Origin of the sequence: Polaromonas sp., from assembly GCF_049790275.1 — a bacterium.
Classification (GTDB): Bacteria; Pseudomonadota; Gammaproteobacteria; order Burkholderiales; family Burkholderiaceae_C; genus Polaromonas.
On sequence record NZ_JBAQYR010000107.1, the window covers coordinates 1 to 26819 of the forward strand.

Below are 26819 nucleotides of genomic sequence, written 5' to 3' on the forward strand. Positions count from 1 at the left end.
CCTGCGCGGGGCTGGCCCAGGCGCTGCCGCTGCCGGCCAATCTTGCAGGCACCGTGCTGGTGTGCCTTGCTGCCGCGGCCGCGGGCGCGTTGTGGATTGCGCTGGCGGGCTGGCTGCGCCAGTACCGGGGCATCAACGAAACCATCAGCAGCCTGCTGTTGGCCTATGTGGCCATCGGCCTGTTCAAACACCTGGTGGAAGGGCCGCTGCGCGACCCGTCCAGCCTGAACAAACCTTCCACCTTTGCGCTGGCCGAGGGCTTGCGCATCAGCGGCATCGCCGGCTCCGACGTGCACTGGGGCCTGGTCATCGGCGTGCTGGCCTGCCTGGCGGCCGGCCTGTGGTTTCGCCTGACCCCTTCCGGCTTTGCCGTGCGTGTGGTGGGCGGCAACCCGCGCGCCGCACAGCTGGTGGGTTTGCCCGCGTCCAGGCTGATCCTGCTGGCCTGTGCGCTCGGCGGCGCCGGCGCGGGGCTGGCCGGCGCCATCGAAGTCGCGGCGGTGCATACCAATGCCAACGTGGCACTGATTGCCGGTTATGGTTACGCGGGCATTCTGGTGTCTTTCATCGCGCGTCATCATCCGGTGGCGGTGATTCCGGTCGCCATCCTGTTCGGCGGCTTCGGTGCAGCGGGCAGCCTGCTGCAGCGGCGCCTGGGCCTGCCCGATGCGTCGGTGCTGCTGCTGCAGGGCATTGCCTTTGTGTTGATACTGGCCAGCGAAGCGCTGCGCGATACGGACTGGAAAGCCTTGCTCCTGCGCCTGAGCCGCTTCGGCCCTTCCGAGCCCTCGCCCATCGTCATTCCCGGCTTGACCCCGGTGCCGGGGATGGCGGATCAAGCCCGCAACGACAAGCCATGACCGCAGACCAACTCCTCATCTTTCTGGCTGGCATTGTTGGCGGTGCCCTGCGCGTGGGTGCCCCTTTCCTGTTTGTCAGCCTGGGCGAATGCATCACCGAAAAATCCGGCCGCATCAACCTTGGCCTGGAAGGTGTGCTGGTGCTTTCGGCCATGTCGGCCTTCGGCGCTTCCCACCTCAGCGGGTCGCCGTGGATCGGTGTGCTGGCAGCGGCCGCCACCGGCGGGCTGTTGGCCACCTTGCACGGTGTGCTGTGTTCGCTGTCGCGCGTGAACGACATTGCCACCGGCATCGCACTGATGCTGCTGGGCACCGGTCTGGCGTTTTACCTGGGCAAGCCGCTGATCCAGCCGCAGGCCGCGCAACTGCCTGCCATTGCGCTGGGCAACTGGAGCGACTCCGCTGCCGTGCGTTCAGCCCTGCAGGTCAATGCGCTGGTGCCCATCGGGCTGGCCCTGGCGGTGGCGCTCTGGTGGGCTTTTGCCAACACACGTGCCGGCCTGCTGGTGCGCATGGCCGGCGACTCGGCCCATGCCGCGCGTGCGCTGGGTTATTCCGTGGCGGGCATCCGCATTGCGGCCACCGCGGCCGGCGGCATGGTGGCAGGCCTGGGCGGGGCTTCGCTCACCCTGTTTTACCCCGGCAGCTGGAACGAAGGCATCTCCAGCGGCCAGGGCCTGATCGCGGTGGCGCTGGTGATTTTTGCGCGCTGGAGCCCGTTGCGCTGCGTCGGCGCAGCCTTGCTGTTCGGTGGCGCCGGCGCCATCGGGCCGGCCCTGCAGTCGGTCGGCATCAGCTGGGGCTACCACCTGTTCAACATTGTTCCTTACGTGCTCACCCTGCTGATTTTGGTCATCACCTGCCGGCCCGGCACCACGGTGGCCGGCAGCCCGGGCGAGCTTTCTTCCACATCCAGATAAGGAGTATTTCCATGAGTGGCCTGGGCGGACTCAACAAATCAAGACACGGTGTGGTCATGGGCCTGGTGCAGCTGCAACTGCCGGTGGTCGATACGCCGGAGCAGCTCGCTGCGCAGACGCAGCGCATCTGCGCCATGGTGGCCAAGGCCAGGCGCAACCAGTCCACCATGGACCTGGTGGTGTTTCCGGAGTACGCGCTGCACGGCCTGTCGATGAGCATGGACCCGGCCCTGATGTGCTCGCTCGACGGTCCCGAAGTCGCGGCTTTCAAACAGGCCTGTGTGGACAACAGGATCTGGGGCTGCTTTTCCATCATGGAAGCCAACCCCGACGGCAACCCCTACAACAGCGGGCTGATCATCGACGACCTGGGAGCCATCAAGCTGTACTACCGCAAGCTGCACCCCTGGGTGCCGGTCGAGCCCTGGGAGCCGGGCAATCTCGGCGTGCCGGTGTGCGATGGCCCGAACGGCAGCAAGCTGGCCCTCATCATCTGCCACGACGGCATGTTCCCCGAGATGGCCCGCGAGGCCGCGTACAGGGGCGCCGAGATCATCATTCGCACGGCCGGCTACACCGCGCCCATCCGCCACAGCTGGAAGGTCACGAACCAGGCCAATGCTTTTTCCAACCTGGCCGTGACCGCCAGTGTCTGCCTGTGCGGCAGCGACGGCACCTTCGACTCCATGGGCGAAGGCATGTTCTGCAACTTCGACGGCACGGTGCTGGCCGAAGGCGGCGGGCGTCCCGACGAAATCATCACCGCCGAAGTGCGGCCCGACCTGGTGCGCGAGGCGCGCAGCGGCTGGGGTGTGGAAAACAACATCTACCAGCTTTACCACCGCGGTTATGTGGCGGTGAAGGGCGGCGCCCAGGACTGCCCCTACACCTACATGCGCGACATGCTGGCCGGCAGCTACCAGCTGCCGTGGAAGGTGGAAGTGACCGACGGGTCCTCCTGCGGCTTTGCGCCGCCCACACGCAGCTACCAGGGACCGGAGGTCTGACCATGGAACGTTTCGTCCAAGCCAACCCCTACCCCTGGCCCTGGAACGGTGACCTGCGGCCGGCCAACACCGCACTGGTGGTGATCGACATGCAGACTGATTTCTGCGGCGCCGGCGGCTACGTGGACAAGATGGGTTACGACATTTCGCTCACACGTGCACCCATCGAACCCTTGAAGAAACTCATGGCCGCGATGCGCCGGGCAGGGTGCCATCTCATCCACACCCGGGAAGGCCACAGGCCGGACCTGAGCGACCTGCCGGCCAACAAGCGCTGGCGCTCGCGGCAGATCGGTACCGCCGGCACGGGCATCGGCGACGCCGGGCCGATGGGGCGCATACTGGTACGTGGCGAGGCGGGCTGGGAGATCATTCCCGAGCTGGCGCCGCTGCCGGGTGAAATCGTCATCGACAAGCCGGGCAAGGGTTCTTTCTGCGCCACCGACCTGGAGCTGATCCTGCACACGCGCGGCATCGCCAACCTGATCCTCACCGGCATTACCACCGATGTGTGCGTGCACACCACCCTGCGCGAGGCCAACGACCGCGGTTTCGAATGCCTGGTGCTGTCGGACTGCACGGCCGCCACCGACGTGGGCAACCATGAAGCGGCGCTGAAGATGATCACCATGCAGGGCGGCGTGTTCGGCGCCCATGCGACCTCGGCGGCGGTGCTGGACGCACTGGCCATGACATGAGCGCAACGGCAGCCATCGGCAGTCTGACGCCGGCCACCGGCGCGTTGGCACTGGACACCTACCGGATGAGCATGCGCTTCGGCAGCTTCACGGCACTGGACAGCGTCAGCATGAAGGTGGTGCCGGGCACGGTGCATGCGCTGCTCGGCGAAAACGGTGCCGGCAAAAGCACGCTGGTCAAATGTGTGGCGGGTTTCCAGCGGCCCTCGGAAGGCAGCATCCTGATCGACGGCCGCGAGCAGGCGATAGCCAACCCGGTGGTGGCGCGCGCGCTGGGCATAGGCATGGTGTATCAGCACTTCACGCTGGCGCCCGGCATGACGGTGGCCGAGAACCTGCTGCTGGCCGGCGGCAAAACGCCGGCCATCATCGACTGGAGGGAAAAACGCGCCGAACTCGAAGCCTTCCTGCAGACCACGCCGTTCCGGCTGGCCCTCGACGCCCGCCCGCTGGACATGGCGGCCGGCGAAAAGCAGAAGCTGGAACTGCTCAAGCAGCTCTACCTGAAACCCCGTCTGCTGATCCTGGATGAGCCGACCTCGGTGCTGACACCGCGGGAGGCCGACGAAGTGCTGGGCCACGTGCGCGCCTTTGCGCGCAGCGGCCTGTGCACCGTGCTCATCATCACGCACAAGTTCCGCGAAGTCATGGCTTATGCCGACGATGTAACGGTGTTGCGCCGCGGCAAGGCGGTGCACCATTGCGCCGTCGCTGCCACCGACCCCGGGCTGCTTGCCCAGGCCATGGTCGGAGATGCGTCTGCTGCCCGGCCGGAAAGCCCCCATTCAGAAGAAAAAGTGCCATTCACCCTTATGCAACGGGCGGAGACAGCTACTGAATCGATAGCGGTTCAGGCGTCACTGGAGGTCCGTGGCCTGCAGGTCATGGGTGACCGCGGCACGCTCGCGGTGCGTGACCTGAGCCTGTCCGTCGCGGCCGGCGAGATCCTCGGCGTTGCCGGCGTCTCCGGCAATGGCCAGCGTGAACTGGTCGAAGCCCTGGTCGGCCAGCGCGAGCGTGCAGCCGGCGTGGTGACGGTGCAGGGCCAGCCTTATGCTGCGCGGCGCGAGGAAAACCACCGCCTGAAGGTGCGCAGTCTGCCGGAGGAGCCGTTGCGCAATGCCTGCGTGGGCGAACTTTCCGTGGCCGAGAACATGGCGCTGCGCGACTTCGACCGCTCGCCGCTGTGCCAGGGCGGACGCCTGCGCTTCGGCGCCTGGCGCAGCCGCGCACGCGAATGGATTGCCGCCTACGGCATCAAGACCCAGGGAGAAAATGCACCCATCCGCAGCCTCTCGGGCGGCAATGTGCAGCGTGCCGTGCTGGCGCGCGAGCTCAACGGCGAGATCGACGTGCTCATCGCGGCCAACCCGGTCTTCGGCCTGGACTTCGCCGCCGTGAAGGAAATCCACGCCCGCCTGCGCGGCGTGCGTGATCGCGGCGGCGCCGTGTTGCTGGTCAGCGAAGACCTGGACGAACTGCTGGAGCTGGCCGACCGCATCGTGGTGATGAGCGAAGGGCGGATTGTTTTTGAAACTGCCGCTGCGGACGCCGAAAGGCAGGTTCTTGGGGCGTATATGGGTGGGGGGCATCACGCTCCTATGCCAGAGGGTGCGGTGTGAATGTGCTTTTGAGTGCACCAACAAGCCGGGGGTTGCCCGGCGGCAACTCACTTTTCTTTTGCGTCGCCAAAAGAAAAGTAAGCAAAAGAAAAGGCGATCCGATGGTCTGGGTCCCCTGCGCTGCGCTCCGGGGCAACCTGCGGTGCTCGTCAAAAGCGGGGTCTCGCTCGAACTCGCCTTCGGCTCAGACAATCGCGAGCCCTGATCCGCTTTTGCCTGCGCTCCTCGGCCCAGCCCGACGGGTGGGGAAGAGAAACCAAAATACCAGAGACAAAATCCGGAGTCCTTGAAGCGCGCAGCGCTTCAAGGACGGGAATCCCAACAGACCGTCAGGTTTGCACGCGAGCGAAACAAACGCAGCGTGATGCAAGGACCTGTCTCCAATCAAGCAGGGGCCGCGGAACCGGCTTCGCCGGGCCGCAGGCGCAGCGGCCCCCTCGGGGGGCAGGGAGCTACGCGCAGCGAGCGACCGTGGGGGCTCTAGAAACTCGCCTGCAAACCCACCTTCAAGCTACGCCCAGGTAATGGCGCTTTCGGAAACGCCGTGCTGGTCAGCACCGAGCTTGCGCTGTAGGCCAGCTTGTCGGTGATGTTGTCCAGGCGTGCATACCAGAGCAAGGTGGCGGCGCCGGCCTTGACGCGGTACGACGTGGCCGCGTTCCACAGCGTGTAAGCCGCTGTCTGGCCCGTGGGCGGCGCCGGCACGCGCTTTTGCGCGGCGTTGTGGTCAAAGCCAAAATTGGCGCCCCAGGGGCCGCTGGCCCACAGCAGCGAAGCACCCACACGCCACGGCGCAATGCGCGGCAGGGGCTGGCCGTTGTCCAGGTTGGTGGCGCGCACCAGGTCGCCGCGCAGCGCCAGGTCCACCGTCGAGGCGCCTTCCTGCAGCCGGATGCTGCCGCTGGCCTCGATGCCGGTGAAACGCGCCCTCACCTGCTCGTACTGGAACTGCGCCAGCGGCTTGAACTCGGCGCCCGAAGCCGTGAAGCCGGGGTTGCCCGGGTCTTCCACCGGATTGACTTCACCGTCTTCCGCATTGCGCGTCACGCCCGGCGTCTGGTTCAGCGCGATGTAGTTCCTGAAGCGGCTCACATAGCTGTTCACCTTGAAGCTGTGTCCGCCCGACTTCCAGGCCGCACCCACGTCGAGGTTGCCGGACTGCTCCTTCGCGAGGTTCGCATTGCCCACCTCGTAGGCCGCGGTGGCAATGTGCGGGCCATTGGCAAACAGCTCGTAGTCTTTCGGCGCGCGTTCGGTATAGGCCAGGTTGCTGGTGAGCTGCCAGCCCGGCGCGGCATTCCACAAGGCGCCCAGCGCATAACTACCGGGTTTGAAATCTTTGGTGGCCGGTGTGAAGCGTGCGACCTTCGGGTTGCCGAACGACTCCACCTTGACCGACTCCATTCGACCGCCCAGGCTCAGCTTGCCCCAGCCGGTGGCCAGCTCTTCATAGGCAAACACGGCCGACTGCCCGGTTTTGCTGTATGGCGCAAAGGCCTCGTTGCCGTCTGCAGAAAAACGGTTGGACTCGGTCTGGAAACCCAGCACCCCATCGAAGTTGCCGAATTTCGCGTGGCGCGCCTCGAGGCGGAAGTCGCTGCCCTTGTTCTTGAACACCGTGCCGGCGGTCGCGCCTTCGAACTCGGTGTGGCCGTAGTCCGTCTGGCTGTACTGGCCCTTGATGCTCTGGATGGGCCCGCCCAGGTTGCGCACCTCACCTTCAATGGCATACCGGTCCGACTTCATGCCAATGGTGACTTCGTCTTCCGCCACCGTGCCATAGGTGCTGCGGTAATTGCTGGCCGACGCACCCAGGTAACCGTTGTCAAAAAACACTGAGCCGCCCACGGCACCGCCATGCACGTCGCTGGCCGAGTTGCAGATGCGGCGGGACGTGGTGGTCACCCCGGCCTTGGTGCAGTTCAAATCCCGCGGTGCACGTACATCGCTGGTCTCGCGGTCGAAGGCATCCACGTGCAGGCTGTAGCGGTTGTTGCCGCCTTCGAGCAACACACCCTTGCCGCGCTCCGAGTTGCCGCTGGACAGGCTCAGGTCCGCCTTGCCGCTGATGCCGCCTTTTTCGTCGAACTGCGCCTCGCGCGGAATGCGGTTGTCAATGACGTTGACCACACCACCAACCGCGCTACCGCCGTAAAGCAAGGCACCCGGGCCGCGCAGCACCTCGATGCGTTCGATGCTGATCGGATCGGCCGTGACGGAATGGTCGTAGCTCAGGCTGGACGCATCGAGCGTGCCGCCGCCATTGCCCAGGATGCGGATGCGGTCGCCGTCCAGCCCGCGGATGATGGGCCGGCTCGCATTGGGGCCGAAGTAGGTGCTGCTGACGCCGGGCGTGCCATCCAGCGTTTCACCGAGCGTGGTTTTGGAGCGCAGCAGCAGACCGTCGCCGGAATATTGTGTGGCCGGGGCAATCAGGTCGGTGGCGCCCAGCGGGTTGCCGGTGACCGTGATTTCTTTCAGGCTGGGGGCCGCTGTCTGGGCGTGGGCCAGTGAGCAGCCGAGCGCGAGCAGGGTCAGCGTTGCCGTGCCGACGGCACTGCGGGGGAAATGTTTTTTCATGATGGCTCGTTGAATCGAAAACAGAAAACGCCGTGCAGCGGCCTTGCGGCAGCGCTCGACAACTTCGGGAGTTCAACGAGCCCGGGGTGGGCCGCGCGCTTCGAAAAGCGCGGCCCGACGGGCGAGTACTTCGCCTTCCAGAAACTGAAAAACAAACGAGGAAAGCGCCATGGGCAGCGCCAGCAGCGGCATAACCGGAAGCGCATCACTATGGCAAAGCTGGTCAAAGACGCGGCAATCCAGATCGTCGGCATGAGCGGAGAAAAGATCCGCCAACCAGCCATGACCACCCACACGTTGATTGCCATGTTCATGCTCAACAGCTGGGCCTGCACGGCTTGCCGCAGCTTGCTGGCCGCTGCCAGTACCGTGAACCAGGCCATGCATCTGGCCCAGCATGGGCGCGAGCAACAGCACCAGGGCCAGATAGCCCCATGCCGCCCGCCACACCATACGCCTGAAAACCATGTGTGTTTACTTCACGGGCATCGCATCGTTGATGCGGTAATAAAGGCCATAAGGGTCGTCATGCAGCACCTGCAGGCGGCCTTCGACCACCACCACCTCCATGCTGTATTCCACCGGGGTTTTGGTCTTGACCTCCACCATGCTCTCCGGGCCACCCGGCAGGCAGAACGAGCAGGTCAGTGGCACCGACGACAGAAGAAAGTGGCGCTGCTTCTTGCCCGGCTCCAGCGGCATCATGAAACCCTGGATGCGCTGGGTTTTGCCGTTCATGCCGAGCTGGCTTTCGCTGAACACCGGCAGGATGCGGTTTTTCTCGTTCTTGGTTTTCACGTCGGTCAGCACCGACCACGGCACCACGTCGCTGCGCGGGGCCAGCGGCGCAAATGGACTGTTGGCGCCGTGCACGCCCGCGCCCTGCCCGGCCGGCAGCTCAAGGCCGCCCGGTGCCGCCTTGCCTGCCGCAGGCTTTGCGCTTCCGGCAGGCAGGGGCGAGCTCAACTGCGCATGCGTACTGCCGGCAGCCAGCAGCAGCGTCAGCAGCAACGGTGAAGTCCCGAGAGCGGTGAAGTCAAAACATCGCATGAGGTTCCCCGGAAAAGTTTGAAGCAGGCCGGCGCATCAATGCGCGTGTTTCATGCCGCAGTATTTACCCACTGCCAGCCCTTTGCAAGAGGCCTGCAGCTCTTTCATGCAGACGTCTTCCTTCTTGCCTGATTCCAGGCACTTGGCAGCCGATTCATGCGCTGCGGCCATGGCGCGGTGACGCTGCACGTCCTCCTTGGTTTCCTTGTCGCTGTGCTGCGCATGTGCTACTGAAAACATAGCTGTCAGCGCAAATGCGGCAAGGGCTGGAAGCATTTTTGGCATCATGATTTTCATAAATTCACCTTGATTGAAGCAGTTCAAACACGTCGGCCCGGTAGGCCTCGTATGCAGGCAGTAGCGCCGACAGCAGCGCCACGCCCACGGCCAGCGCCGGGACACTCCACAATTCGACCGGCCACGATAGCCCGCCGATCAACACCGATTTATCCAGCCGTAGAAACCAGGCCAGCGCCGCCATCAGCTCCTGCCCCGCCAGCACACCCACCAACGTGGCCAGCAGCGCCAGCCACAGTGCCTCGCACAGAAGCAGCGCCGCCACCTTGCGCGGCGACGCCCCCAGCATGCGCAGCAGCGCCAGGTCGGCGCGGCGCTCGCGCACGGCGCTCCACAGTGCGATGAAAACACTCAGGCCGGCCGTCAGCAGCAACACGCCCGCCAGCGCTCGCATCACATCCGTGCCCACGCCAATCATGTTGAGCAGGCGCGTGATCTCCAGCGCCGGTGCCGCAGCCTGCATTTCAGTGCTGCTGTTCACGAAGCGCGGAAAGGTCACCGCCGCCAGCGGCGTGCGGTATTGAATCAGCGCCAGCGTCAGCTCGCGCTCTTCTTCCAGCACCTTGCGGTCATCGGCGTCGAGCGCGGTATCACCTTCGTGCACCTGCCAGACCGACTCGGTGGCCGTCAGCACCAGCCGGTCCAGCACCGAGCCACTGGCGGCCAGCACGCCACTCACCACATACGGCGTTTGGCCATGGCTGTCACCACCGCCACCCAGGCCGTGGCTGCCGGCAAAACGGTCTCCCACTTTCAACCTGCTTTGCGCGGCCACCTGCGCGCCCAGCACCGCCTGCATGGGCGCGGTCCAGACGCTGCCCTGCGCGAACGCAGCGTTGTAGTGTGTGATGTAGTCCGGCGTGGTGCCCACGATGCGAAAGCCGCGAAAACTGTCACCCAGGCTGATGGGAATCAGTTTGGCGACTTGCGGATGCTTTTCAAGTTCTTTCACAGCGGCCAGCGGTATGTTGCCGGTCGGCGCGTCGATGTGGAATACGCCGGAGAGGATCAGCTGCATGGGGCTGCCCTTGGCGCCCACCACCACGTCGATGCCGGCCAGGTCCCGCTCAAACGCCTGGTCGATCTGGTGACTGGCCAGCAGCACAAAGCTCAACGACCCCAGGCCCAGGCTGAGCAGCAGCACATTGAGCCCGGCTGACAGCGGCCGGGACCAGAGGAAGCGCCAGGAAAATGCTACGGTATTCATAGCTGCTGGCGCCCGAGGAATAAGGGCTGGAAGCCGATTTGACTGTCAAGACTCGCCGCAACGCGTGAATCATGCGTTGCAATCACCAGTGTGGCGCCCTGCTGCCTGGCCGTGGCCTGCAACAATTCCACGGCTTGCCGCGCCGCGTCGTCGTCCAGGCTGGCCGTGGGTTCGTCTGCCAGGATCACCTGCGGCTGCAACAACACCGCCCGCGCCAGCGCCACGCGCTGCGCCTGCCCGCCCGAAAGCTGCGCTGGCTTGCGCGCGGCCAGCTCCTGCACACCCAGCGCTGCCAGCGCCTCGCGGATGCGCGCATCGTCCTGCGGCTGCCCGGCCGCCCACTGCGCGATCGCCAGATTGGCGTGCACTGTGAGCGCGGCACTCAAATGAAGTTTCTGGGGCAAAAAGCCAATCGTCCGTGCGCGCCACGCATCACCCGCCACTTTGCCCAGCGCCTTCAGCGACTGGCCTGCGACCATGATGTCGCCGCCACCAGGGCTCAGCAAGCCGGCCGCCAACGCCAGCCAGGTCGATTTGCCGGAACCCGACACCCCACGCAACAGCAGCACCCCGCCCTGCGCGACGTCAATGTCTTCAAACCTGAGCTCGGCGCCGCCGGGATACTGGTAAGCCAGTTGCCGCGAGCTGATCACGCGGCCGTGCCTCGTCTGTGATGGCCGCCAGTACTGCCCGTCGCGCAGTCGGCGCATACGCCGCGCACCGCAAAGTCCAGGCTCATGCCCTGGTAGCCCAGCGCCTTGAGAGCGTCAATCGCAGATTGCGCCGCCCGCTCCAGATCGCCTGCATTGGCTTGCAGTGCGCCTTCCAGCGGGCTGTCGCGGTGGCAGCTCTGGCACTCGAAGTGCGGCATGGCATGCACGCCGGCCGGCATCGCCTGGTAACGCCGCACGCGGCTGGCGTCGACCCGGCACAGCAGCAGGCCCACCTGCGTGAGCCGGTCAATCAGGCGGTAAAGCGTGACGCGGTCCAGGCCCGCGCTGTCGCTTGCGTCGCCCTCACCGGCCAGCGCCACCTGCAGCTGGGCGTGCGTGTAACTGGTGTCCGGATGCGCCAGCAGCCACCCCAGCACACGGCGCGCAGCATGAGTACGCCGCAGCCCGTGGGCGGACAGCAGAGCGTCTATCGGGTCGGCGGCGTTTTCAGAAAGGATGGAGGCCATTGGCTTGGGGAGTTCGCGCCGTGCAAGTTGGCAGGCACGTTAACGCAATTTGGTTGCATTATTACAGACACCCGACCCGATTGACCGCCACGGCCAAGACCAGCCGTGTTTTTTTCGGCAAGAACCTGCGGCCGCTTCCAATAGGCCCCTGCCCGTCAGGCCGGCTTACACCCAGCGGCGAACGCGTGTTTTATATGCCGCATAGTCCGCACTGAAGAGAGATGACAACATGCGCTCTTCAGGTTCAATCTGGAAACGGTTGATGTACACCACATAAAGAAACAGAAACACCAGCGCCGGCGGACTCGCAAGAAAAGCCGCCCATCCCAGCAAGGTAAGCAGCAGGCCAAGGTACATGGGATTGCGCGTGAAACGATAAATGCCGCCAGTCACCAGCGCCGAAGAGGTATCTGGCTTGAGAGGATTGATGGTTGTTTTGGCCCGCCGGAATGCAACGATGCCGGAGATGCTGATTCCTTGTCCAATGACCAGCAGGGCCAGCGCCGCGCCCAGACGGTAGCCTAACGGTATCGGAATGAAACCGAACAGGAAAGCCGTGAACCACATGAGCAGCGCAATGGCCAGCGCTACCGCCGGCGGGGGAATTTTGAGTTCGAGTGTGGTCATGGCGGTGGGGGTGCAAAGGTCAATGGTAAAGCTCAGTGGCTGCGGGCTGTGCCGACGACCTATCAAACTTGCAGCAGCCGCCGCGCCAACCAGCAGGTCGCAGCCTACATGCCCCAGGAGAAGCGGCCTGAAATTGACTTGCCTTCAATTTTCAGGACGCCAACGTCGTTCCTGACGGCGAGCACGAAGTCTTTGGGCAATGCCGGATCTGCAGGGTTCATGAAGCGAAGCAGCAGTATTTTTTGCCCTGCATCGAAGGCATCAATACTCAGATGGCGCAGGGGAATTTCAGTACTGCGCACGCTGCCGGGTGCGGCAAAGCTGAGCCCCGCCACGGCTGGCCGGCTGTCGTTGCCAACGAGGATATCCAGAAGGTAGCCTTCGGCTTCGAAAGAGACTGCGCTTGTTGCATGCGCGCTACCGCATACTCCCAAGACGAGAACTGCTGCAATGAGATTAGTGTGCATCAGGGCGGTCATAAGAATACGAGTTCCTTATGAAGAAAGCTGTTTAAGCGGCTCAGACGTCTTCAAAGTAGTCAGAGTCAACTTTCTTGACGATATACGTCGCTGCAGGAGTAACCCCCACATCAAAGTCGATCATAAGGTCAGCCAACCTCTTTCCATCTATAAGAACAACTTTGGTATCAATGCGCGAGGCATAGTCAACAGCTTCAGCTGTGTATATGGAAGTCGTAATGAATACGCCTTTGCGGGCGCGCTGTCCTTGAAGCGCACCTACGAATTTCTGAATTTCTGGTCTTCCCACGGAACCTTGCCACCGCTTAGCTTGAATAAAAATCGTATCAAGGCCAAGTCGATCTTCTTTGATTATTCCGTCAATACCTCCATCACCTGTCTGTCCAATTCGTTCACCAGCGTCCCGCCTAGAACCGCCATAGCCCATCTTTACTAACAGTTCGACAACTAATTGCTCGAAGAAGGCAGGCGAGCATCCGAGGATGCGGGACAACAGCTCCTGCGCAAGCTGTCCTCGCAGCCCTTGATATGCGTCTTCGATAGCCTCTTCAGGAGTAGTTTTGGACGGAATGGTATCGGTCAGGGTAACCGCAGCACTATCCGATTTCGACAACTCACGAAACTCAATGAACTCTGGAAATTGCTCGAGAAACTTGGCGTCGATACGCGTTGGATCTGACTTGAGAACGGTCTTCCCGCGCTCAGTGATGTTGAAAATCCCCCGCCGAGGGGACTCGATTAATACTGCCTTCTTCAGATAGGTTCGCGCCCAGCCTATGCGATTTCTAAAAATGCGCTGCTGTCCACTAGGAAGTAGCTCGGTCTGCTCTGCCGGCGTAATCTGGAAATGGGCCGCCAGCGCATCCTCGGCTTGCCCGAGAGAGTGCTCCAAACCATCTTCAAGAAATCGAAGAAATGGGAGCATGCAGGTCTGGTAATCAGGAATAGCCATGATGAGGAGATAGTTATGTGAGCCCATCATAAGCGTTACGCCATTTGAGATTTCACTGCATGAAAGGGTCTGCTCCTTCGCCTCTGCCTTGTTTTTCTGGAACCGCTGTATAAACAATTCATCATGACAGAAACATCAAAAAACTCAGCATTCTCCGTCACAGATACACCCCACCCCACCCACCTCCACACCCACACCTTCCACAGCCTGGCGCCCGGCCCGAAGCTGTTGGTTCTGGGTGCCGTTCACGGCAATGAAGTGTGCGGCGCCAAGGCCATCGCGCAACTGCTGCAGGACATCGACAACGGCCAGTTCAGCATCGAACGCGGCACGGTGACCTTTGTGCCCGTCACCAACCCGCTGGCCCACCAGCTCAAGCAGCGCACCGGTGACCGCAACCTGAACCGCAACATGGCGCCGAGTGCGATTCCACAGGATTTTGAAGACCGCATTGCGAATGTGTTGTGTCCGCTACTGGATGCGCATGAAGTGCTGCTGGACCTGCACTCCTTCCACACCGGCGGCCGGCCATTTGTGATGATTGGCCCGCAGAACAACAGCGGCACGCTGGAACCGTTCAGCAAGGCCGCCGAAGAAATGCAGCTGGCCCTGGGCACCGGTGCGCCGCGCATTGTGGAAGGCTGGCTGGACACTTATGCGCGTGGTGTACAGCGGCGCGCCGCGGCACCGGTACCCGCAGGCTCGGCGCGTGCGCAGACGCTGGTGACCAACCCGAATTACGGCGTGGGCACCACGGAGTACATGCGCTCACGCGGCGGCTACGGCGTGACGCTGGAATGCGGCCAGCATGACGACCCGCAGGCGGTGCAGGTGGCGCGCCATGCGATCTTGCAGACACTGGCGCTGCTGGGCATGGTGTCGCAGCCGATGGAGGCTACACCCGTAGATCGCGAGATCCTGCGCCTGGTCGATGTGACGGACCGCGACCATGCAGGCGACAGCTTCACGCGCGAGTGGCGCAGCTTCGATGCGGTGAAGGCCGGTGAGGTGATCGGCACGCGCTACAGCGGCGCCGAGGTGAAGGCGCCGCATGACGGTTTTGTGGTGTTCCCCAACCCGCGCGCTGAGCCGGGGCAGGAGTGGTTTTACATGGCGCAGCGGCGGAGCTGAACCAGCACGCTTGCTTCAGATGCTGCCGGCCTCCGCTCGTTAAGCCCGGAGGCTTTTCTTCATCAGTGTCAGATAGAAGTTCTGGACATACCCATCTATGCGGGCAACCTCTTCATAACCCTGTTTTGTGTAAAAAGCCGGTGCCTGCCATTCGAATGTTTCAAGAGCCGCACTGTGTGCGCCCATGTCCTTCGCTGCACCTTCCGCCTCTCGCAGGAGGCGGGAACCCAGGCCCTGTCCACGCATCGGCTCGTCAACCCAAAGCACCTCCACACGCAGCCAGTGAAAGGCGACGACAGCGCGCAGGCCGCCGACCACCTTGCCTGCGGCATCTCTGGCGTTTAGCCGGATCGGCCTGACCTCCGGATACTCGCCCACAAAGCTGTAATTGAATTGCCGCAGCCGTTTTCCGATTTCACCGGAACGGACCTCTTCCTCTGTCGCGGATGCAATGACGGGAAAACTCATCATTCCTCACGCCTTCGCGTATTCCGAAAAAGTCTTGCGGAATTTCGCCACCTTGGGCCCGGCCACCGCCATGCAATAACCCTGGTTGGGGTTCTTCTCGAAGAAGTCCTGGTGGTATTCCTCGGCCGCTGAGTAGTTGGCAACCGGCAACACTTCGGTGACCACCGGCTTGCCGAACAGCTTTTGCGCGTTCAGCTCATTGACCATGTGTTCGGCCACTTCCTTTTGCGCAGGAGTCGAGTAATAGATGCCGCTGCGGTACTGCGTTCCGGTGTCGTTTCCCTGGCGGTTCAGGGTGGTCGGGTCGTGAATGACGAAGAAGATCTCAAGAATTGCCCGCAGGCTGATCTGCGCCGGGTCATACACCAGCTTGACGACCTCGTTGTGCCCTGTAGTGCCGGTGCACACCTGCTCGTAGGTCGGGTGGTTGACGTGGCCGTTGCTGTAGCCGGATTCCACATCGGTGATGCCGCGCACCTGTACAAACACGGCTTCGGTGCACCAGAAGCAGCCGCCGCCCAGTGTGATGGTTTCCAGGGCTGCGCCCGTAAACTTGCCTTGTTCCATGAGTCGTCCTTTTCTATCCAGCGATCAAACGCAGATCATCCGGGAAAAATGCCTTGAAGCCAGACCAACATCCAGAAAACCCCTTTCCCGGGCCCGGCCCGGCCAGTCCGGCCATGCCCTGCTGTTTATGGGTCAAATCGGCCTCCAGCCCTTTGTACATGGGCGCAAGCAGCTTCTTATTTCATAGCAAAACAGGAACCCCATGACAGAGCTGGGCCAACTCAAGCCGATTTTCGCCACGCTGGTGCTGCCGCCGGCGGCACCGCTGCTGCTCGCCCTGCTGGGCCTGATGCTGGCCACCCGCAAAAAGGCCTGGGGCCTGTTGCTGGCCTTTGCCGGCATGGCCCTGCTCTGGCTGCTGAGCTGCCATGCAGTTGCGGTGTGGCTGGCTCAGAACATCCTGCCCCAGTACGCGCCGGCTTCGGTGGCCACACTGAAAAGCAGCGGCGTGCAGGCTATTGTGGTGTTGGGCGGCGGCGTGAATCCGGTGGCGCCTGAGTATGGTGAAGCCCAGTCTTCACCGGCAGCGGCCATGCGCCTGCGCTACGGCGCCTGGCTCGCCCGGCAAACCGGCCTGCCGGTCGCGTTTGCCGGCGGGCAGGGCTGGGGCGCAGCGGACGCACAAACCCTTTCCGAAGGCGAAGTGGCCCGCCGGATGGCGCAAAAGGACTACGGCCTGCGCCTGCGCTGGGTCGATGACCAGTCGCGCGACACGGCCGAAAATGCCAACCTGCTGCGGCCGCTGCTGCAAAAAGACGGCATCCAGCGGATTGCGCTGGTCACCCACGCCTGGCACATGCCGCGTTCGGTGCTGGCCTTTGAGCGGTCCGGCTTCAAGGTGACCGCCGCGCCCATGAGCTTCACCCTGCCCAGCCGCAATGGGCTGCTGGAGTGGTTGCCCTCGTCCGATGGGCTGGACGCCTCGCGGGTCGTGCTCAAGGAGTGGCTGGCGCTACGCGTCGCCCATCCTTGATCTGCCTCAAGCTTTACCTGACTTGACCGGGTCAGACTGGCAATAAAGTGGACAGCAGCTTGACGGACAGGTAGCCTAGGCACTACATTACTAACCAGTCAGTCAGTAAAAATGTCCCTCTCCAAATTCATCTCCGCACAAACAGCCACACTCTCGGCCAAACGCGAGCGCCGCAAAGAGGCGCGCCCAGGCGAGCTGCTGGACGCCGCACTGGACCTGTTTGTCGAAAAAGGTTTTGCCGGCACGCGGGCCGAAGAAGTGGCCGCTCGCGCCGGCGTCTCCAAGGGGACGCTGTTCCTTTACTTCCAGAGCAAGGAAGAGCTGTTCAAGGCCGTGGTGCGTGAAAACATCTCGGGCCGCTTCAAGGAATGGAACGAGGAGTTCGAGCGTTTTGAAGGCACGGCCGCCGAGATGCTGGCCTATTGCATGACGGTGTGGTGGGAGCGTGTGGGCGCCGGCCGCGCCTCAGGCATCACCAAGCTGATGATGAGTGAAGCCGGCAATTTCCCGGAAATTACCGCTTTCTACCAGCAGGAAGTGATCAAGCCGGGGCAGGCACTGATCCGCCGTATCATGCAGCGCGGCATGGACCGCGGAGAATTCCGGCCGATGGACCTCGACTACGCGATCTACAGCGTGATTGCACCCATGATCTTCCTGATCCTGGCGAAACACTCCGCCGGCACCTGTGCCGACCCCAGCCTGCCCGACAACGCCGGCAAGTACATCGCCACCCAGGTGAACACCCTTCTTCATGGCTTGTGCGCAACGCCCCCTTCCCCCAAGGCCTCCAAATGAAACGCTGGATCAAATGGGTCATCGCCCTTGTCCTTCTGCTCCTGCTGGCCACGGCCGTGCTGGGCGCGCTGTCGGCGCGCAGGAACCAGCAGCAGGCACTGGCCGCGGCGAGCGCCGCCAAGGCGCAAACCATTGTTGAGCTGGCGGCTACCGACGTGATGCAGGCCAAAACCATGGACCTCAGCCAGGGACTGCCGGTGTCGGGCTCGCTCAAGGCCGTCAACTCGGCGTTTCTCAAGACACGCGTGGCCGGCGAGCTGCAGGGCCTGACGGTTCGTGAAGGCGACGCCGTCAAGGCCGGCCAGGTGCTGGCCCGCATTGACGCCAGCGAATACCAGTCGCGCGTGCGGCAGGCACAAGAACAGGCCGACTCGGCCAAGGCGCAAATCGACATCGTGCAGCGCCAGTACGACAACAACCAGGCGCTGGTGGACCAGGGCTTTATTTCCAAAACCGCGCTGGACACCTCGCTGGCCAACCTCAACGCCGCCAAGGCCAACCACAAGGCCGCCCTGGCTGCTGCCGAGGTGGCCAAAAAGTCGCTGGACGACACCGTGCTGCGCGCGCCGCTGTCGGGCCTGGTCGCCCAACGGCTGGTGCAGCCGGGCGAACGTGTCGGCGTGGACGTGCGGGTGCTGGAAATTGTCGACCTCAGCCGCCTGGAACTGGAAACCAGCCTCAGCGCGGCCGATGCCCTGGCCGTGCGCCCCGGCCAGAGCGCCCGGCTGCAAATCGAAGGCAGCTCGCAGACCGTCACTGCGACGGTGGCACGCATCAACCCCAGCGCGCAGGGCGGCAGCCGCAGTGTGCTGGCCTACCTGAGCATTGACAACACCCCCGCGGCCGGCGGCACAGGCCAGCCCCCGGGTTTGCGGCAAGGCCTGTTTGCGCAGGGCACGCTGGGCACAACACATGTTTCCGCGCTGGCCGTGCCGCTCAGTGCGGTACGCACCGACAAGCCCGCACCCTATGTGCAGGTGGTGGAAAACAACCAGGTGGCTCACAAGCCGGTGGAAATGGGCGTGCGCGGAAGCAGCGCCACGGGCACGGGCGATGCAGCCATGGTGGCCGTCAGGGGCCTGGCAGAAAACACCGTCGTCATCACTGGTGCGGTGGGTGCGCTGCGCGAAGGCACGGCGGTGAAATTCACGCAAGCCCCGGCGTGGGCGCAGGCAGCTGTGCCTGCCGCTTCCCCCGCGTCTTCCGCCAAGACCGCGCCCTAGACTGCCATGTGGTTCACCCAGGTCAGCCTGAAAAATCCGGTTTTTGCGACCATGGTCATGCTGGCCATCGTCGTGCTGGGGATGTTCTCCTACCAGCGCCTGCAGGTAGACCAGTTTCCGAACATCGATTTCCCGGTGGTGGTGGTCACCACCGAATACCCCGGCGCCTCGCCTGAAATTGTCGAGAGCGAGGTCACCAAGAAAATCGAGGAAGGCGTCAACTCGATTGCCGGCATCAACGCCCTGACCTCGCGCAGCTACGAAGGCCAGTCGGTCGTCATCATCGAGTTCCAGCTGCAGATCGATGGCCGCAAGGCGGCCGAAGACGTGCGCGAAAAAATCGCCTCGCTGCGCCCATTGCTGCGTGATGAAGTCAAAGAGCCACGCGTCCTGCGCTTCGACCCGGCCAGCCGAGCCATCTGGTCGGTCGCCGTGTTGCCGATGGCCGCAGGCGCAGATGGCAAAACGCCTGCAGTGGCAGGCGCAGCGGCTCTGCCTACAGCCGTCGAACTGACCAACTGGGCCGACCAGGTGCTGAAAAAGCGGCTGGAGAATGTGCGCGGCGTGGGTTCGGTCAGCCTGGTGGGCGGCAGCAAGCGCGAGATCAACATCTACCTGAACCCGCAGGCCATGGAGGCGCTGGGCATCACGGCCGACCAGGTGGCGAGCGCGGTACGCAACGAAAACCAGGACTTGCCGGTAGGCGCCATCCGTTCGCTGGCACAGGAACGTGTCGTGAAAATCGACGCGCGCATGAAGCGGCCGGAAGACTTCGGCAAGATCATCGTGGCGCGCAAGGCCGGCTCCGGCGGCGGCTCGGCAGTCACTGTCGGCCAGGTGGCTACCATCCGCGACGGCTCGCAGGAAATCGACAGCCTGGCGCTGTACAACGGCCAGCGCACGCTGCTGCTGACGGTGCAAAAGGCCCAGGGCGAAAACACCATAGCGGTGGTAGACGGACTGAACAAGGCCGTCAAGGAACTGCAGGCCCAGCTTCCGGCCGGCACGCGGCTGGAACCGATTGGCGACGGCTCGCGCCCGATTCGTGTGGCCGTCGAAAACGTGCGGCGCACGCTGATTGAAGGCGCGCTGCTGACCGTTCTGATCGTTTTCCTGTTCCTGAACTCGTGGCGCTCCACGGTGATCACCGGCCTGACGCTGCCGATCTCCATCATCGGCACCTTCCTGTTCATGAACCTGTTCGGCTTCACCATCAACATGATCACCCTGATGGCGCTGAGCCTGTGCGTGGGGCTGCTGATCGACGATGCCATTGTGGTGCGCGAGAACATCGTGCGCCATGTGCAGATGGGCAAGCTGCCCTACCAGGCGGCCATGGAAGGCACGCAGGAAATCGGCCTGGCCGTGCTGGCCACCACGTTTTCTATCGTGGCCGTATTCCTGCCCATTGGTTTCATGGGCGGCATCATCGGCAAGTTCTTCCATGAGTTCGGCATCACCATCGTGGCGGCGGTGCTGATTTCGATGTTTGTCAGCTTCACGCTGGACCCGATGCTCTCGAGCATCTGGCACGACCCGAGCATTCATGCGCACGGCCAGCACGGCGCGCCGGTCACTTTTTACGACAAAACCATAGGCCGCGTCACGGGCTGGTTCGAACGTGCCACCGATTCGCTGGCGGAGACCTATCAGAGCATCCTGCGCTGGTCGCTGCTGCACAAGCTGGCCACCCTGGGGCTGGCCCTGGGAATTTTTGTGACCAGCATTTTCATGGTGCCGCTGCTGGGCACCGAGTTCGTCCCCAAGGCCGATTTTTCGGAAACCTCGCTCAATTTCTACACGCCGGTGGGTTCGTCGCTGGAGGCGACCGAGGCCAAGACGCGGCAGGTCGAAACCATCCTGCGCGAATTCCCCGAAGTGAAGTACACGCTGTCGACCATCAACACCGGCAATGCGCAGGGCAAGATGTACGCCAGCATCTACGTGCGCCTGGTGGACCGCAAGGCTCGAGTCCGCAACGTGGATGAAATGTCCGGTGTGCTGCGTGAGCGCCTGAAACAGGTGCCCGGCATCACCGTCACCCACGTCGGCCTGCTCGACGCCGTGGGCGGCAACAAGCAGGTGGAGTTTTCACTGCAGGGCGCCGACCTGAAAGAGCTGGAGCGCCTGACGCGCCTGGTGATGGACAAAATCAGCGGCGTCCCCGGCCTGGTGGACCTGGACTCCAGCCTCAAGGCCGACAAGCCGACCATCGAAGTGGACGTCAAGCGTGACGCTGCGTCCGACCTCGGCCTGACGGTGTCGCAGATCGCCGCCTCGCTGCGCACGCTGGTCGCGGGCCAGACCGTCGGCAACTGGCGCGCACCGGACGACCAGACCTACGACGTGAACGTGCGCCTCGCCCCCGATTCGCGCAATGCACCACAGGACCTGGAACGCCTGCCCTTCATCAGCACGGTCATCGGCAGCAACGCCGACGGCTCGGCGCGCACAGTGCAGCTGAGCCAGGTGGCCACGGTGAAGGAAACCACCGGCCCGAACCAGATCAACCGGCGCGACCTGACGCGTGAGGTCGCCATCAACGCCAATGTGTACAACCGCTCGGCCGGCGAAGTGTCCACGGACATCCGCACGGCGCTGGACAGCATCAGCTTTCCGCCCGGCTACCGCTACCAGTTCGCCGGCTCGACCAAAAACATGGCCGAGTCCTTCGGCTATGCGGTGTCGGCACTGGTCATGGCGGTTCTGTTCATCTACATGATCCTGGCCAGCCAGTTCAAGAGCTTCCTGCAGCCGCTGGCGCTGATGACTTCGCTGCCGCTGACCCTGATCGGCGTGGTGCTGGCGCTGCTGCTGTTCCGCTCGACGCTGTCGATGTTTTCCATCATCGGCGTGGTGATGCTGATGGGCCTGGTCACGAAAAACGCCATCCTGCTGGTGGACTTTGCCATCCGCATGAGGGAAGAAGGCATGGAGCGCAGCGAGGCGCTGCTGATGGCGGCCCGCGTGCGCCTGCGCCCCATCCTGATGACCACGCTGGCCATGATCTTCGGCATGGTGCCGCTGGCCTTTGCGCTGACCGAAGGCTCGGAGCAGCGCGCCCCCATGGGCCAGGCCGTCATCGGCGGTGTCATCACCTCGTCGCTGCTGACCCTGGTGGTGGTGCCGGTGGCGTATTGCTACCTCGACGACCTTGCGCAGTGGTTCAAGCGCCGCTTCGCCGGCGGGCACGCCCTGCCGGCGCCGGCACTGGCACCGGTGACCCCCCGTTAAAATCAGAGGCTCACTCCGCACCACCCGCATTTTTTACAGGCTCCACCATGAACTACGAACAAGCCCGCTTTAACATGATTGAACAGCAGATCCGCCCCTGGGAAGTGCTGGACAGCCAGGTCCTTTCCCTGCTCGCCGTGGTCAAGCGCGAGGACTTTGTGCCGCCCGCGATGCGGGCCCTGGCTTTTGCCGACATGGAGATTCCGCTTGGCTCCAAACCCGGCCAGTGCATGCTGGCGCCCAAGGTCGAAGCACGCATGCTGCAGGACTTGGCCGTGCAGAAGCACGAAAAAGTGCTCGAGATCGGTGCCGGCTCCGGCTATATGGCGGCCTTGCTGGCGCACCGCGCCCAGCAGGTCATCACCATGGAGATCGATGCCGACCTGGCCCAGCTGGCACGCAACAACCTGAAAAAAGCCGGCGTGTACAACGCCGAAGTGCGCACCGGCGACGGCTCCGCCAAGCTCGGGCAGGCGGTCTCCGGCAGCGACCTGCTCAGCGGGCCTTTCGACGTGATTGTGCTCAGCGGCTCGGTGGCCGAAGTGCCGCCCGCGCTGCTGGCGATGCTCAAGCCCGGTGGCCGCCTCTGCGCCATCGTCGGCTTCGAACCCATGATGCGCGCCACCCTGGTCACCCGCGCGGGCGACGCCGCTTTCCGCACCGCGCAAGCGTGGGACACCGTGGCGCCGCGCCTGCTCAATTTCCCCGAGCCTTCGAAGTTCAACTTTTAACCTGCCACAAGCACACCCCTGATGATTGCCCAGCTTTCTCCTGCCGACTTCAACGCCTGGCGCGACAGCCTTCCGGCCGGCGCGCCCACGCCCCTGGTGCTGGACGTGCGCGAACCGTGGGAGATACAAACCGCATCGGTCAAGGAAGACGGCTTCACGCTGGTACACATTCCCATGCGCGACGTCCCTGCCCGGCTGGAAGAGCTGAAAGAGGAATTACCGGCCGACCAGCCGGTGGCCTGCCTGTGCCACCACGGCGCACGCAGCATGCAGGTGGCCAACTACCTGGCGCAAAACGGTTTCACGCAGGTGGTGAACCTGCACGGCGGCATCAACGCGTGGTCAGCGCAGCGCGACACCTCCGTGCCGCGCTACTGATCTTCCCATCTGCCCTCTTCCTCGCCTCCTCTTTACCGATTTCATTTTCATCAGGACTTCCATGAAAACGCTCTTGAAAAAACCGGCCATGCTGCCCTTGTCGCTTGCGTTGAGTGCCGTGCTGGCGGCTTTTGCGCCCGCCGTCCAGGCACAGAACCTGGTGGAGCTGTACCGTTCGGCACGCGACTACGATGCGGCCTACCAGTCAGCCCGCTCGCTGTACGAGGCCAACCTGGCCAAGGCCGACCAGGCCAAGGCGGGCATCCTGCCTTCGGCCGGGCTGTCCATGGGCACCTCGCGTACCAATTTTGAAAACAACAACCCGGTGATGGACCGCAGCTTTCCAACGCAAACGGCGTCGGTGAACGCCTCGCAGCCGCTGTACCGGCCCGGCAACTGGGCCACGTACGAGCAGGGCAAACAGCAGGTCGAGCTGTCCCGGGCCCAGCTCGAAGCGGCAGAACAGGACCTGATCGTGCGCACCAGCCAGGCTTACTTTGATGTGCTGGCCGCGCAGGACACGCTGGCTTTCGTCCGGGCACAAAAGGCCGCCGTCGGCGAGCAGCTGGCTTCGGCCAAACGCAATTTCGAAGTCGGCACCTCCACCATCACCGACTCGCGCGAGGCGCAGGCGCGTTTCGACCTGGTGACCGCCCAGGAAATTGCCGCCGAAAACGATTTGCGCGTGAAAAAAATCGCGCTGGACCAACTGGTGGGAAGAACCGATGCCCAGCCCAAAGGCCTGCTGGTACCGACTGTGCTGCCACCGCTGGTGCCCGCCGATGTGAACACCTGGGTCCTGCAGTCGGAAGACCTGCACCCCACCGTGCGCCAGGCGCGTGCCAACCTGGAAGTCGCCAAACTCGAAATCGACAAGGCCGAAGCCGGCCACAAGCCCACGCTGGACCTGACCGCCAGCTACGGCATCCAGCGCAACCCCCAGGGCAGCGCCACCACCGGTCCGGTGGACTTCCGCACCAACAGCACCACGGTCGGCCTGTCGCTGAACCTGCCGCTGTTTGCCGGCTTCGCCACACAAAACCGCATCCGCGAAACCCTGTCGCTGGAAGACAAGGCACGCACCGACCTCGAAGGCGCCAAACGCGGCGTCGCGCTGAGCACGCGTACCGCCTACTTCGGCGTATTGTCGGGCCAGGGCCAGGTCAAGGCCCTGGAAGCCGCCGAGGCCTCCAGCCAGAGCGCGCTCGATGCCAACAAGCTGGGCTACCAGGTCGGTGTGCGCATCAACATCGACGTGCTGAACGCCCAAAGCCAGCTGTTCCAGACCAAACGCGACCTCGCGCAGGCACGCTACAACGTGCTCATCGGTGGACTCAAGCTGCGCCAGGCCAATGGCACGCTGACGCCGGAAGATTTGTTGCTGATTAATTCGCTGCTGACGCAGTAGTTCATCGCAGGCGGCATCAACATGCCGTGCACCTGTCCCACGTAGTAGCCCGCTAACACCCAGGCTACCGCCATGCGCCGAATAATTCGGGGCTGAGAACTTGCTCAGCAACCCAAGGAGACAGACATGGCGGCAAAAAAAATCCTGATGATTTGCGGTGACTATTGCGAAGACTATGAAACCATGGTGCCGTTTCAGGCACTGCTGGCGGTGGGACACGCGGTGCACGCGGTCTGCCCCGACAAGAAGGCGGGCGACCAGATCAAGACGGCGATTCACGACTTCGAAGGCGCTCAGACCTACAGCGAGAAGCCGGGCCACAACTTCGCCCTCAATGCGACATTTGCCGACATCCGGGTCGAAAGTTACGACGCGCTGCTGCTACCCGGTGGCCGGGGGCCCGAGTACTTGCGCACCTACCCGGCGGTGACCGCGATGGTCAGGCATTTCTTTGACGCCGGCAAGCCCGTGGCCGCCATTTGCCATGCAGCGCAGTTGCTGGCCGCCGCCGGTGTGCTGAAAAACCGCACATGCTCGGCCTACCCCGCCTGCCGCGCCGAGGTGGAGCTGGCCGGCGGCACCTACGCCGAAATCGCCATCGATGCCGCACACACGGATGGCAACCTCGTCAGCGCACCGGCCTGGCCGGCGCATCCGGCCTGGATCGCCCAGTTCCTGGTACTCCTGGGCACACGCATCAGCCACTAGCTCGTCTCTGAGCAGCGGTGGCGCGGCGCTTGCAGCGGCACCGCGTTTGCCGCATCATGACGAATCCCTCAGGAGGCCAAAGCATGTGCAAGGTATTCATCAGCGCCGACCCCAGCTTGTATGAAAGCCGCGCCCGCTCGGTGCGACTGCACGGCGCGGCAACCAGTATCAAGCTGGAAAACCTGTTCTGGCGGGTGCTCGACGAGATTGCCCAGCGCGATGGTATGAGTGTGCCGCAGCTCTGCACCCGGCTTTACGATGAGCTGCTGCATGAACGCGCCAAGGTGGAAAACTTCGCCTCCTTCCTACGCGTGTGCTGCGGGCGCTACCTGGCCTTGCAGCTCTCCGGCGGCATTCCCCAGGGCATCACGATTCCCATCAGCAGCCTCAACGCAGGCCGCGTACTGGCCAACGAACGGTGCACCATACCCAGCCCTGCGACGGAAGTCCAAGCCGCTTAGCGCGGAAACTGTCACGCGTTGTCGGCAGCCATCAACCCGAATTTCCCCAGCGCCTGCGCCTGCCCGTTGAGCAGCACATCGACACGATGCGCCCCCGCATGGTGTTTGCGCGTGGTCATCTCCGCGGTGGATACCGTCTTGCTCAATCGCACGGTTTCTTTCGGCGCCAGATCCAGCACTTTGAGCTTGAACACTTTGGCACTGGTCTTGCCGCTGGCCTTGACGTAGTGGATGCAGAAATCCACCAGCACCTGCTGCGCCTTGTTGCTGGTGTTGGAAACGTCGAAGGCAATGTTTACTTTCTCGCCCATCACCACGCGTTTGGGCGTGATGCGCGCGTTCGAAACTTCGACCTTCGCGCTTTGGCCGAAGCCCAGTACCTCCAGTGCGCCGGCCTCGCCACGCTTGACGGCTGAGCGCAGCGCGTGCTGGACGATCCAGCGGCGTTCTTCGCTGGCACCTTTCAGCCACTGCTTCGCGGTTTTAGCCAGCAGCTCCGGGTGGTCTTTGCCGATGTCGTTGAGGTTGTTGGCGACCGACCGGCGCACATACAGCTCGGGGTCGTCCTTGAGCAGTTCGAGCAAGGCCAGCACCGACGCCGGGTTCTTCTGGAAGGCCGGCAGGCGGCTGGCCCAGGGCAGGCGCGGGCGTGAGCCTTCGGACACCAGGCGGCGCACATGGGCGCTCGGGTCGCTGGCCCATTGCCTGAAGCGCGCCAGCGTGGCGGCTTCGTGTTTCTGCAGAAAGGGGCGAATGCTGAACTCGGCGGTGAAGCGCTGCGTCAGCGCGTGCTGCGCCTGCATGGAGTCCTCGAAATGGTCCAGCCCGAACTCAGCCACGAACATCGTGTGCGGCAAATACAGGAATGAGCCCAGGGTCAGGCCCGGGTCCCGGCCGTGCGGCTGGTCGAGCGAGGCCAGCAAGATATCCACCGCTTTCGGATAGTCGGACGGCAGGTGGCGCTGCAGGACACGCGCGATGTGTTTACCGCGCGGCATCAGCGCCAGCGCGTCGTAGCCCTGGAGAACGTCACGCATGAACTTTTTCGACTCGAAGGCCGGGTGCACCGCGGTGATCATGCGCGCGATGGCTTTGGGCACGTCGGCGCCGTACTGGTTGACGAGCGGCTCGGCCATGGGTTCAGCCTTTCAGGAAAGGCGCCAGCGCTTGCACCGTGTTGGCGGCCGCGCCGCGGTGTTGCGCCGAAAACTGCAGGCCGGCCGCGGCAGCAGCCTGCTGGGCGCTGGGCCGGCTCAGCAT

General features: G+C 63.6%; 28 protein-coding genes. 15 read left to right on the forward strand and 13 right to left on the reverse strand.

Translation table 11 applies throughout. From position 1 onward, the window contains the following. From WA904_RS14140 to WA904_RS14160, 5 genes are all read left to right on the forward strand, one after another. On the forward strand, positions 1–860 hold an 860-nt coding region (locus WA904_RS14140), incomplete at its 5' end, for an ABC transporter permease (RefSeq protein WP_425197759.1). After that, the gene (locus tag WA904_RS14145) at positions 857–1780 is read left to right on the forward strand and encodes an ABC transporter permease (protein ID WP_425197760.1); all 924 of its coding nucleotides are present in this window, start codon (positions 857–859) and stop codon (positions 1778–1780) included. The genes WA904_RS14140 and WA904_RS14145, both read left to right, overlap by 4 nt. Positions 1781–1791: 11 nt before the next feature. Next, positions 1792–2787, forward strand: coding sequence for a formamidase (locus tag WA904_RS14150; RefSeq protein ID WP_425197761.1), 996 nt, complete (start codon positions 1792–1794; stop codon positions 2785–2787). Between the two features lie 2 nt (positions 2788–2789). After that, positions 2790–3485 (forward strand): cysteine hydrolase family protein, encoded by a 696-nt coding sequence (locus WA904_RS14155; RefSeq protein ID WP_425197762.1) that lies wholly within the window; start codon positions 2790–2792, stop codon positions 3483–3485. Continuing rightward, on the forward strand, positions 3482–5107 hold the full coding sequence (locus tag WA904_RS14160; protein ID WP_425197763.1) for an ABC transporter ATP-binding protein: 1626 nt from the start codon (positions 3482–3484) through the stop codon (positions 5105–5107). Before WA904_RS14155 ends, WA904_RS14160 begins: the two co-directional genes overlap by 4 nt. Before the next feature lie 480 nt (positions 5108–5587). Here WA904_RS14160 and WA904_RS14165 read toward each other — a convergent pair whose 3' ends face one another. The 10 genes from WA904_RS14165 to WA904_RS14210 form a co-directional block, all read right to left on the reverse strand. Beyond that, positions 5588–7687, reverse strand: a complete 2100-nt coding sequence (locus WA904_RS14165; RefSeq protein WP_425197764.1) for a TonB-dependent receptor — start codon at positions 7685–7687, stop codon at positions 5588–5590. Positions 7688–7759: 72 nt separating this feature from the next. Next, complete coding sequence (locus WA904_RS14170) at positions 7760–8155, reverse strand: hypothetical protein (RefSeq protein ID WP_425197765.1); 396 nt, start codon at positions 8153–8155, stop codon at positions 7760–7762. Between the two features lie 6 nt (positions 8156–8161). Next, positions 8162–8737: a DUF3299 domain-containing protein gene (locus WA904_RS14175; protein WP_425197766.1), complete on the reverse strand. Its 576-nt coding sequence runs from the start codon at positions 8735–8737 to the stop codon at positions 8162–8164. Positions 8738–8773: 36 nt separating this feature from the next. After that, positions 8774–9022, reverse strand: a complete 249-nt coding sequence (locus tag WA904_RS14180; RefSeq protein ID WP_425197785.1) for a hypothetical protein — start codon at positions 9020–9022, stop codon at positions 8774–8776. Positions 9023–9038: 16 nt separating this feature from the next. Then, complete coding sequence (locus tag WA904_RS14185) at positions 9039–10241, reverse strand: ABC transporter permease (RefSeq protein ID WP_425197767.1); 1203 nt, start codon at positions 10239–10241, stop codon at positions 9039–9041. Beyond that, positions 10238–10894: an ABC transporter ATP-binding protein gene (locus WA904_RS14190; protein ID WP_425197786.1), complete on the reverse strand. Its 657-nt coding sequence runs from the start codon at positions 10892–10894 to the stop codon at positions 10238–10240. The genes WA904_RS14185 and WA904_RS14190 overlap by 4 nt, the downstream gene beginning before the upstream one ends. Next, entirely contained in the window at positions 10891–11421 is a 531-nt protein-coding gene (locus WA904_RS14195; protein ID WP_425197768.1) for a Fur family transcriptional regulator, read from the reverse strand. Before WA904_RS14195 ends, WA904_RS14190 begins: the two co-directional genes overlap by 4 nt. A 165-nt stretch (positions 11422–11586) precedes the next feature. After that, on the reverse strand, positions 11587–12048 hold the full coding sequence (locus WA904_RS14200) for a methyltransferase family protein (RefSeq protein ID WP_425197769.1): 462 nt from the start codon (positions 12046–12048) through the stop codon (positions 11587–11589). 104 nt (positions 12049–12152) lie between these two features. Further along, entirely contained in the window at positions 12153–12527 is a 375-nt protein-coding gene (locus WA904_RS14205) for a hypothetical protein (RefSeq protein WP_425197770.1), read from the reverse strand. Between the two features lie 40 nt (positions 12528–12567). Then, positions 12568–13479 (reverse strand): restriction endonuclease, encoded by a 912-nt coding sequence (locus tag WA904_RS14210; RefSeq protein WP_425197771.1) that lies wholly within the window; start codon positions 13477–13479, stop codon positions 12568–12570. 123 nt (positions 13480–13602) lie between these two features. On the opposite strand from WA904_RS14210, the gene WA904_RS14215 reads away from it, so the two are divergent. Continuing rightward, entirely contained in the window at positions 13603–14610 is a 1008-nt protein-coding gene (locus WA904_RS14215) for a succinylglutamate desuccinylase/aspartoacylase family protein (protein WP_425197772.1), read from the forward strand. 39 nt (positions 14611–14649) lie between these two features. Here the strand turns inward: WA904_RS14215 and WA904_RS14220 are convergent, their stop codons facing one another. Next, complete coding sequence (locus tag WA904_RS14220) at positions 14650–15078, reverse strand: GNAT family N-acetyltransferase (protein WP_425197773.1); 429 nt, start codon at positions 15076–15078, stop codon at positions 14650–14652. A 6-nt stretch (positions 15079–15084) separates the two neighbouring features. Further along, positions 15085–15645 (reverse strand): peptide-methionine (S)-S-oxide reductase MsrA, encoded by a 561-nt coding sequence (gene msrA, locus WA904_RS14225; protein ID WP_425197774.1) that lies wholly within the window; start codon positions 15643–15645, stop codon positions 15085–15087. 202 nt (positions 15646–15847) lie between these two features. Here msrA and WA904_RS14230 point away from each other — a divergent pair, with 202 nt between their 5' ends. From WA904_RS14230 to WA904_RS14270, 9 genes are all read left to right on the forward strand, one after another. Then, positions 15848–16618: a YdcF family protein gene (locus tag WA904_RS14230; RefSeq protein WP_425197775.1), complete on the forward strand. Its 771-nt coding sequence runs from the start codon at positions 15848–15850 to the stop codon at positions 16616–16618. 111 nt (positions 16619–16729) lie between these two features. Further along, a complete protein-coding gene (locus WA904_RS14235) occupies positions 16730–17416 on the forward strand; it encodes a TetR/AcrR family transcriptional regulator (protein WP_425197776.1) in 687 nt (228 codons plus the stop codon). Beyond that, complete coding sequence (locus WA904_RS14240; RefSeq protein WP_425197777.1) at positions 17413–18639, forward strand: efflux RND transporter periplasmic adaptor subunit; 1227 nt, start codon at positions 17413–17415, stop codon at positions 18637–18639. Before WA904_RS14235 ends, WA904_RS14240 begins: the two co-directional genes overlap by 4 nt. 6 nt (positions 18640–18645) lie before the next feature. Then, entirely contained in the window at positions 18646–21873 is a 3228-nt protein-coding gene (locus tag WA904_RS14245) for an efflux RND transporter permease subunit (protein ID WP_425197778.1), read from the forward strand. Between the two features lie 47 nt (positions 21874–21920). After that, positions 21921–22604 carry a protein-L-isoaspartate O-methyltransferase family protein gene (locus WA904_RS14250; protein WP_425197779.1) on the forward strand — a complete coding sequence of 228 codons (684 nt, stop codon included), beginning with the start codon at positions 21921–21923 and terminating at the stop codon, positions 22602–22604. A 21-nt stretch (positions 22605–22625) separates the two neighbouring features. Next, a complete protein-coding gene (locus tag WA904_RS14255) occupies positions 22626–22982 on the forward strand; it encodes a rhodanese-like domain-containing protein (protein WP_425197780.1) in 357 nt (118 codons plus the stop codon). Positions 22983–23043: 61 nt separating this feature from the next. Next, a complete protein-coding gene (locus tag WA904_RS14260) occupies positions 23044–24390 on the forward strand; it encodes a TolC family outer membrane protein (RefSeq protein WP_425197781.1) in 1347 nt (448 codons plus the stop codon). Between the two features lie 126 nt (positions 24391–24516). After that, positions 24517–25098 carry a DJ-1/PfpI family protein gene (locus WA904_RS14265; RefSeq protein ID WP_425197782.1) on the forward strand — a complete coding sequence of 194 codons (582 nt, stop codon included), beginning with the start codon at positions 24517–24519 and terminating at the stop codon, positions 25096–25098. 83 nt (positions 25099–25181) lie between these two features. After that, a complete protein-coding gene (locus WA904_RS14270; RefSeq protein WP_425197783.1) occupies positions 25182–25559 on the forward strand; it encodes a ribbon-helix-helix domain-containing protein in 378 nt (125 codons plus the stop codon). Positions 25560–25570: 11 nt separating this feature from the next. Here the strand turns inward: WA904_RS14270 and WA904_RS14275 are convergent, their stop codons facing one another. Beyond that, positions 25571–26695, reverse strand: coding sequence for a DNA alkylation repair protein (locus WA904_RS14275; RefSeq protein WP_425197784.1), 1125 nt, complete (start codon positions 26693–26695; stop codon positions 25571–25573). Positions 26696–26819: the final 124 nt, after the last annotated feature.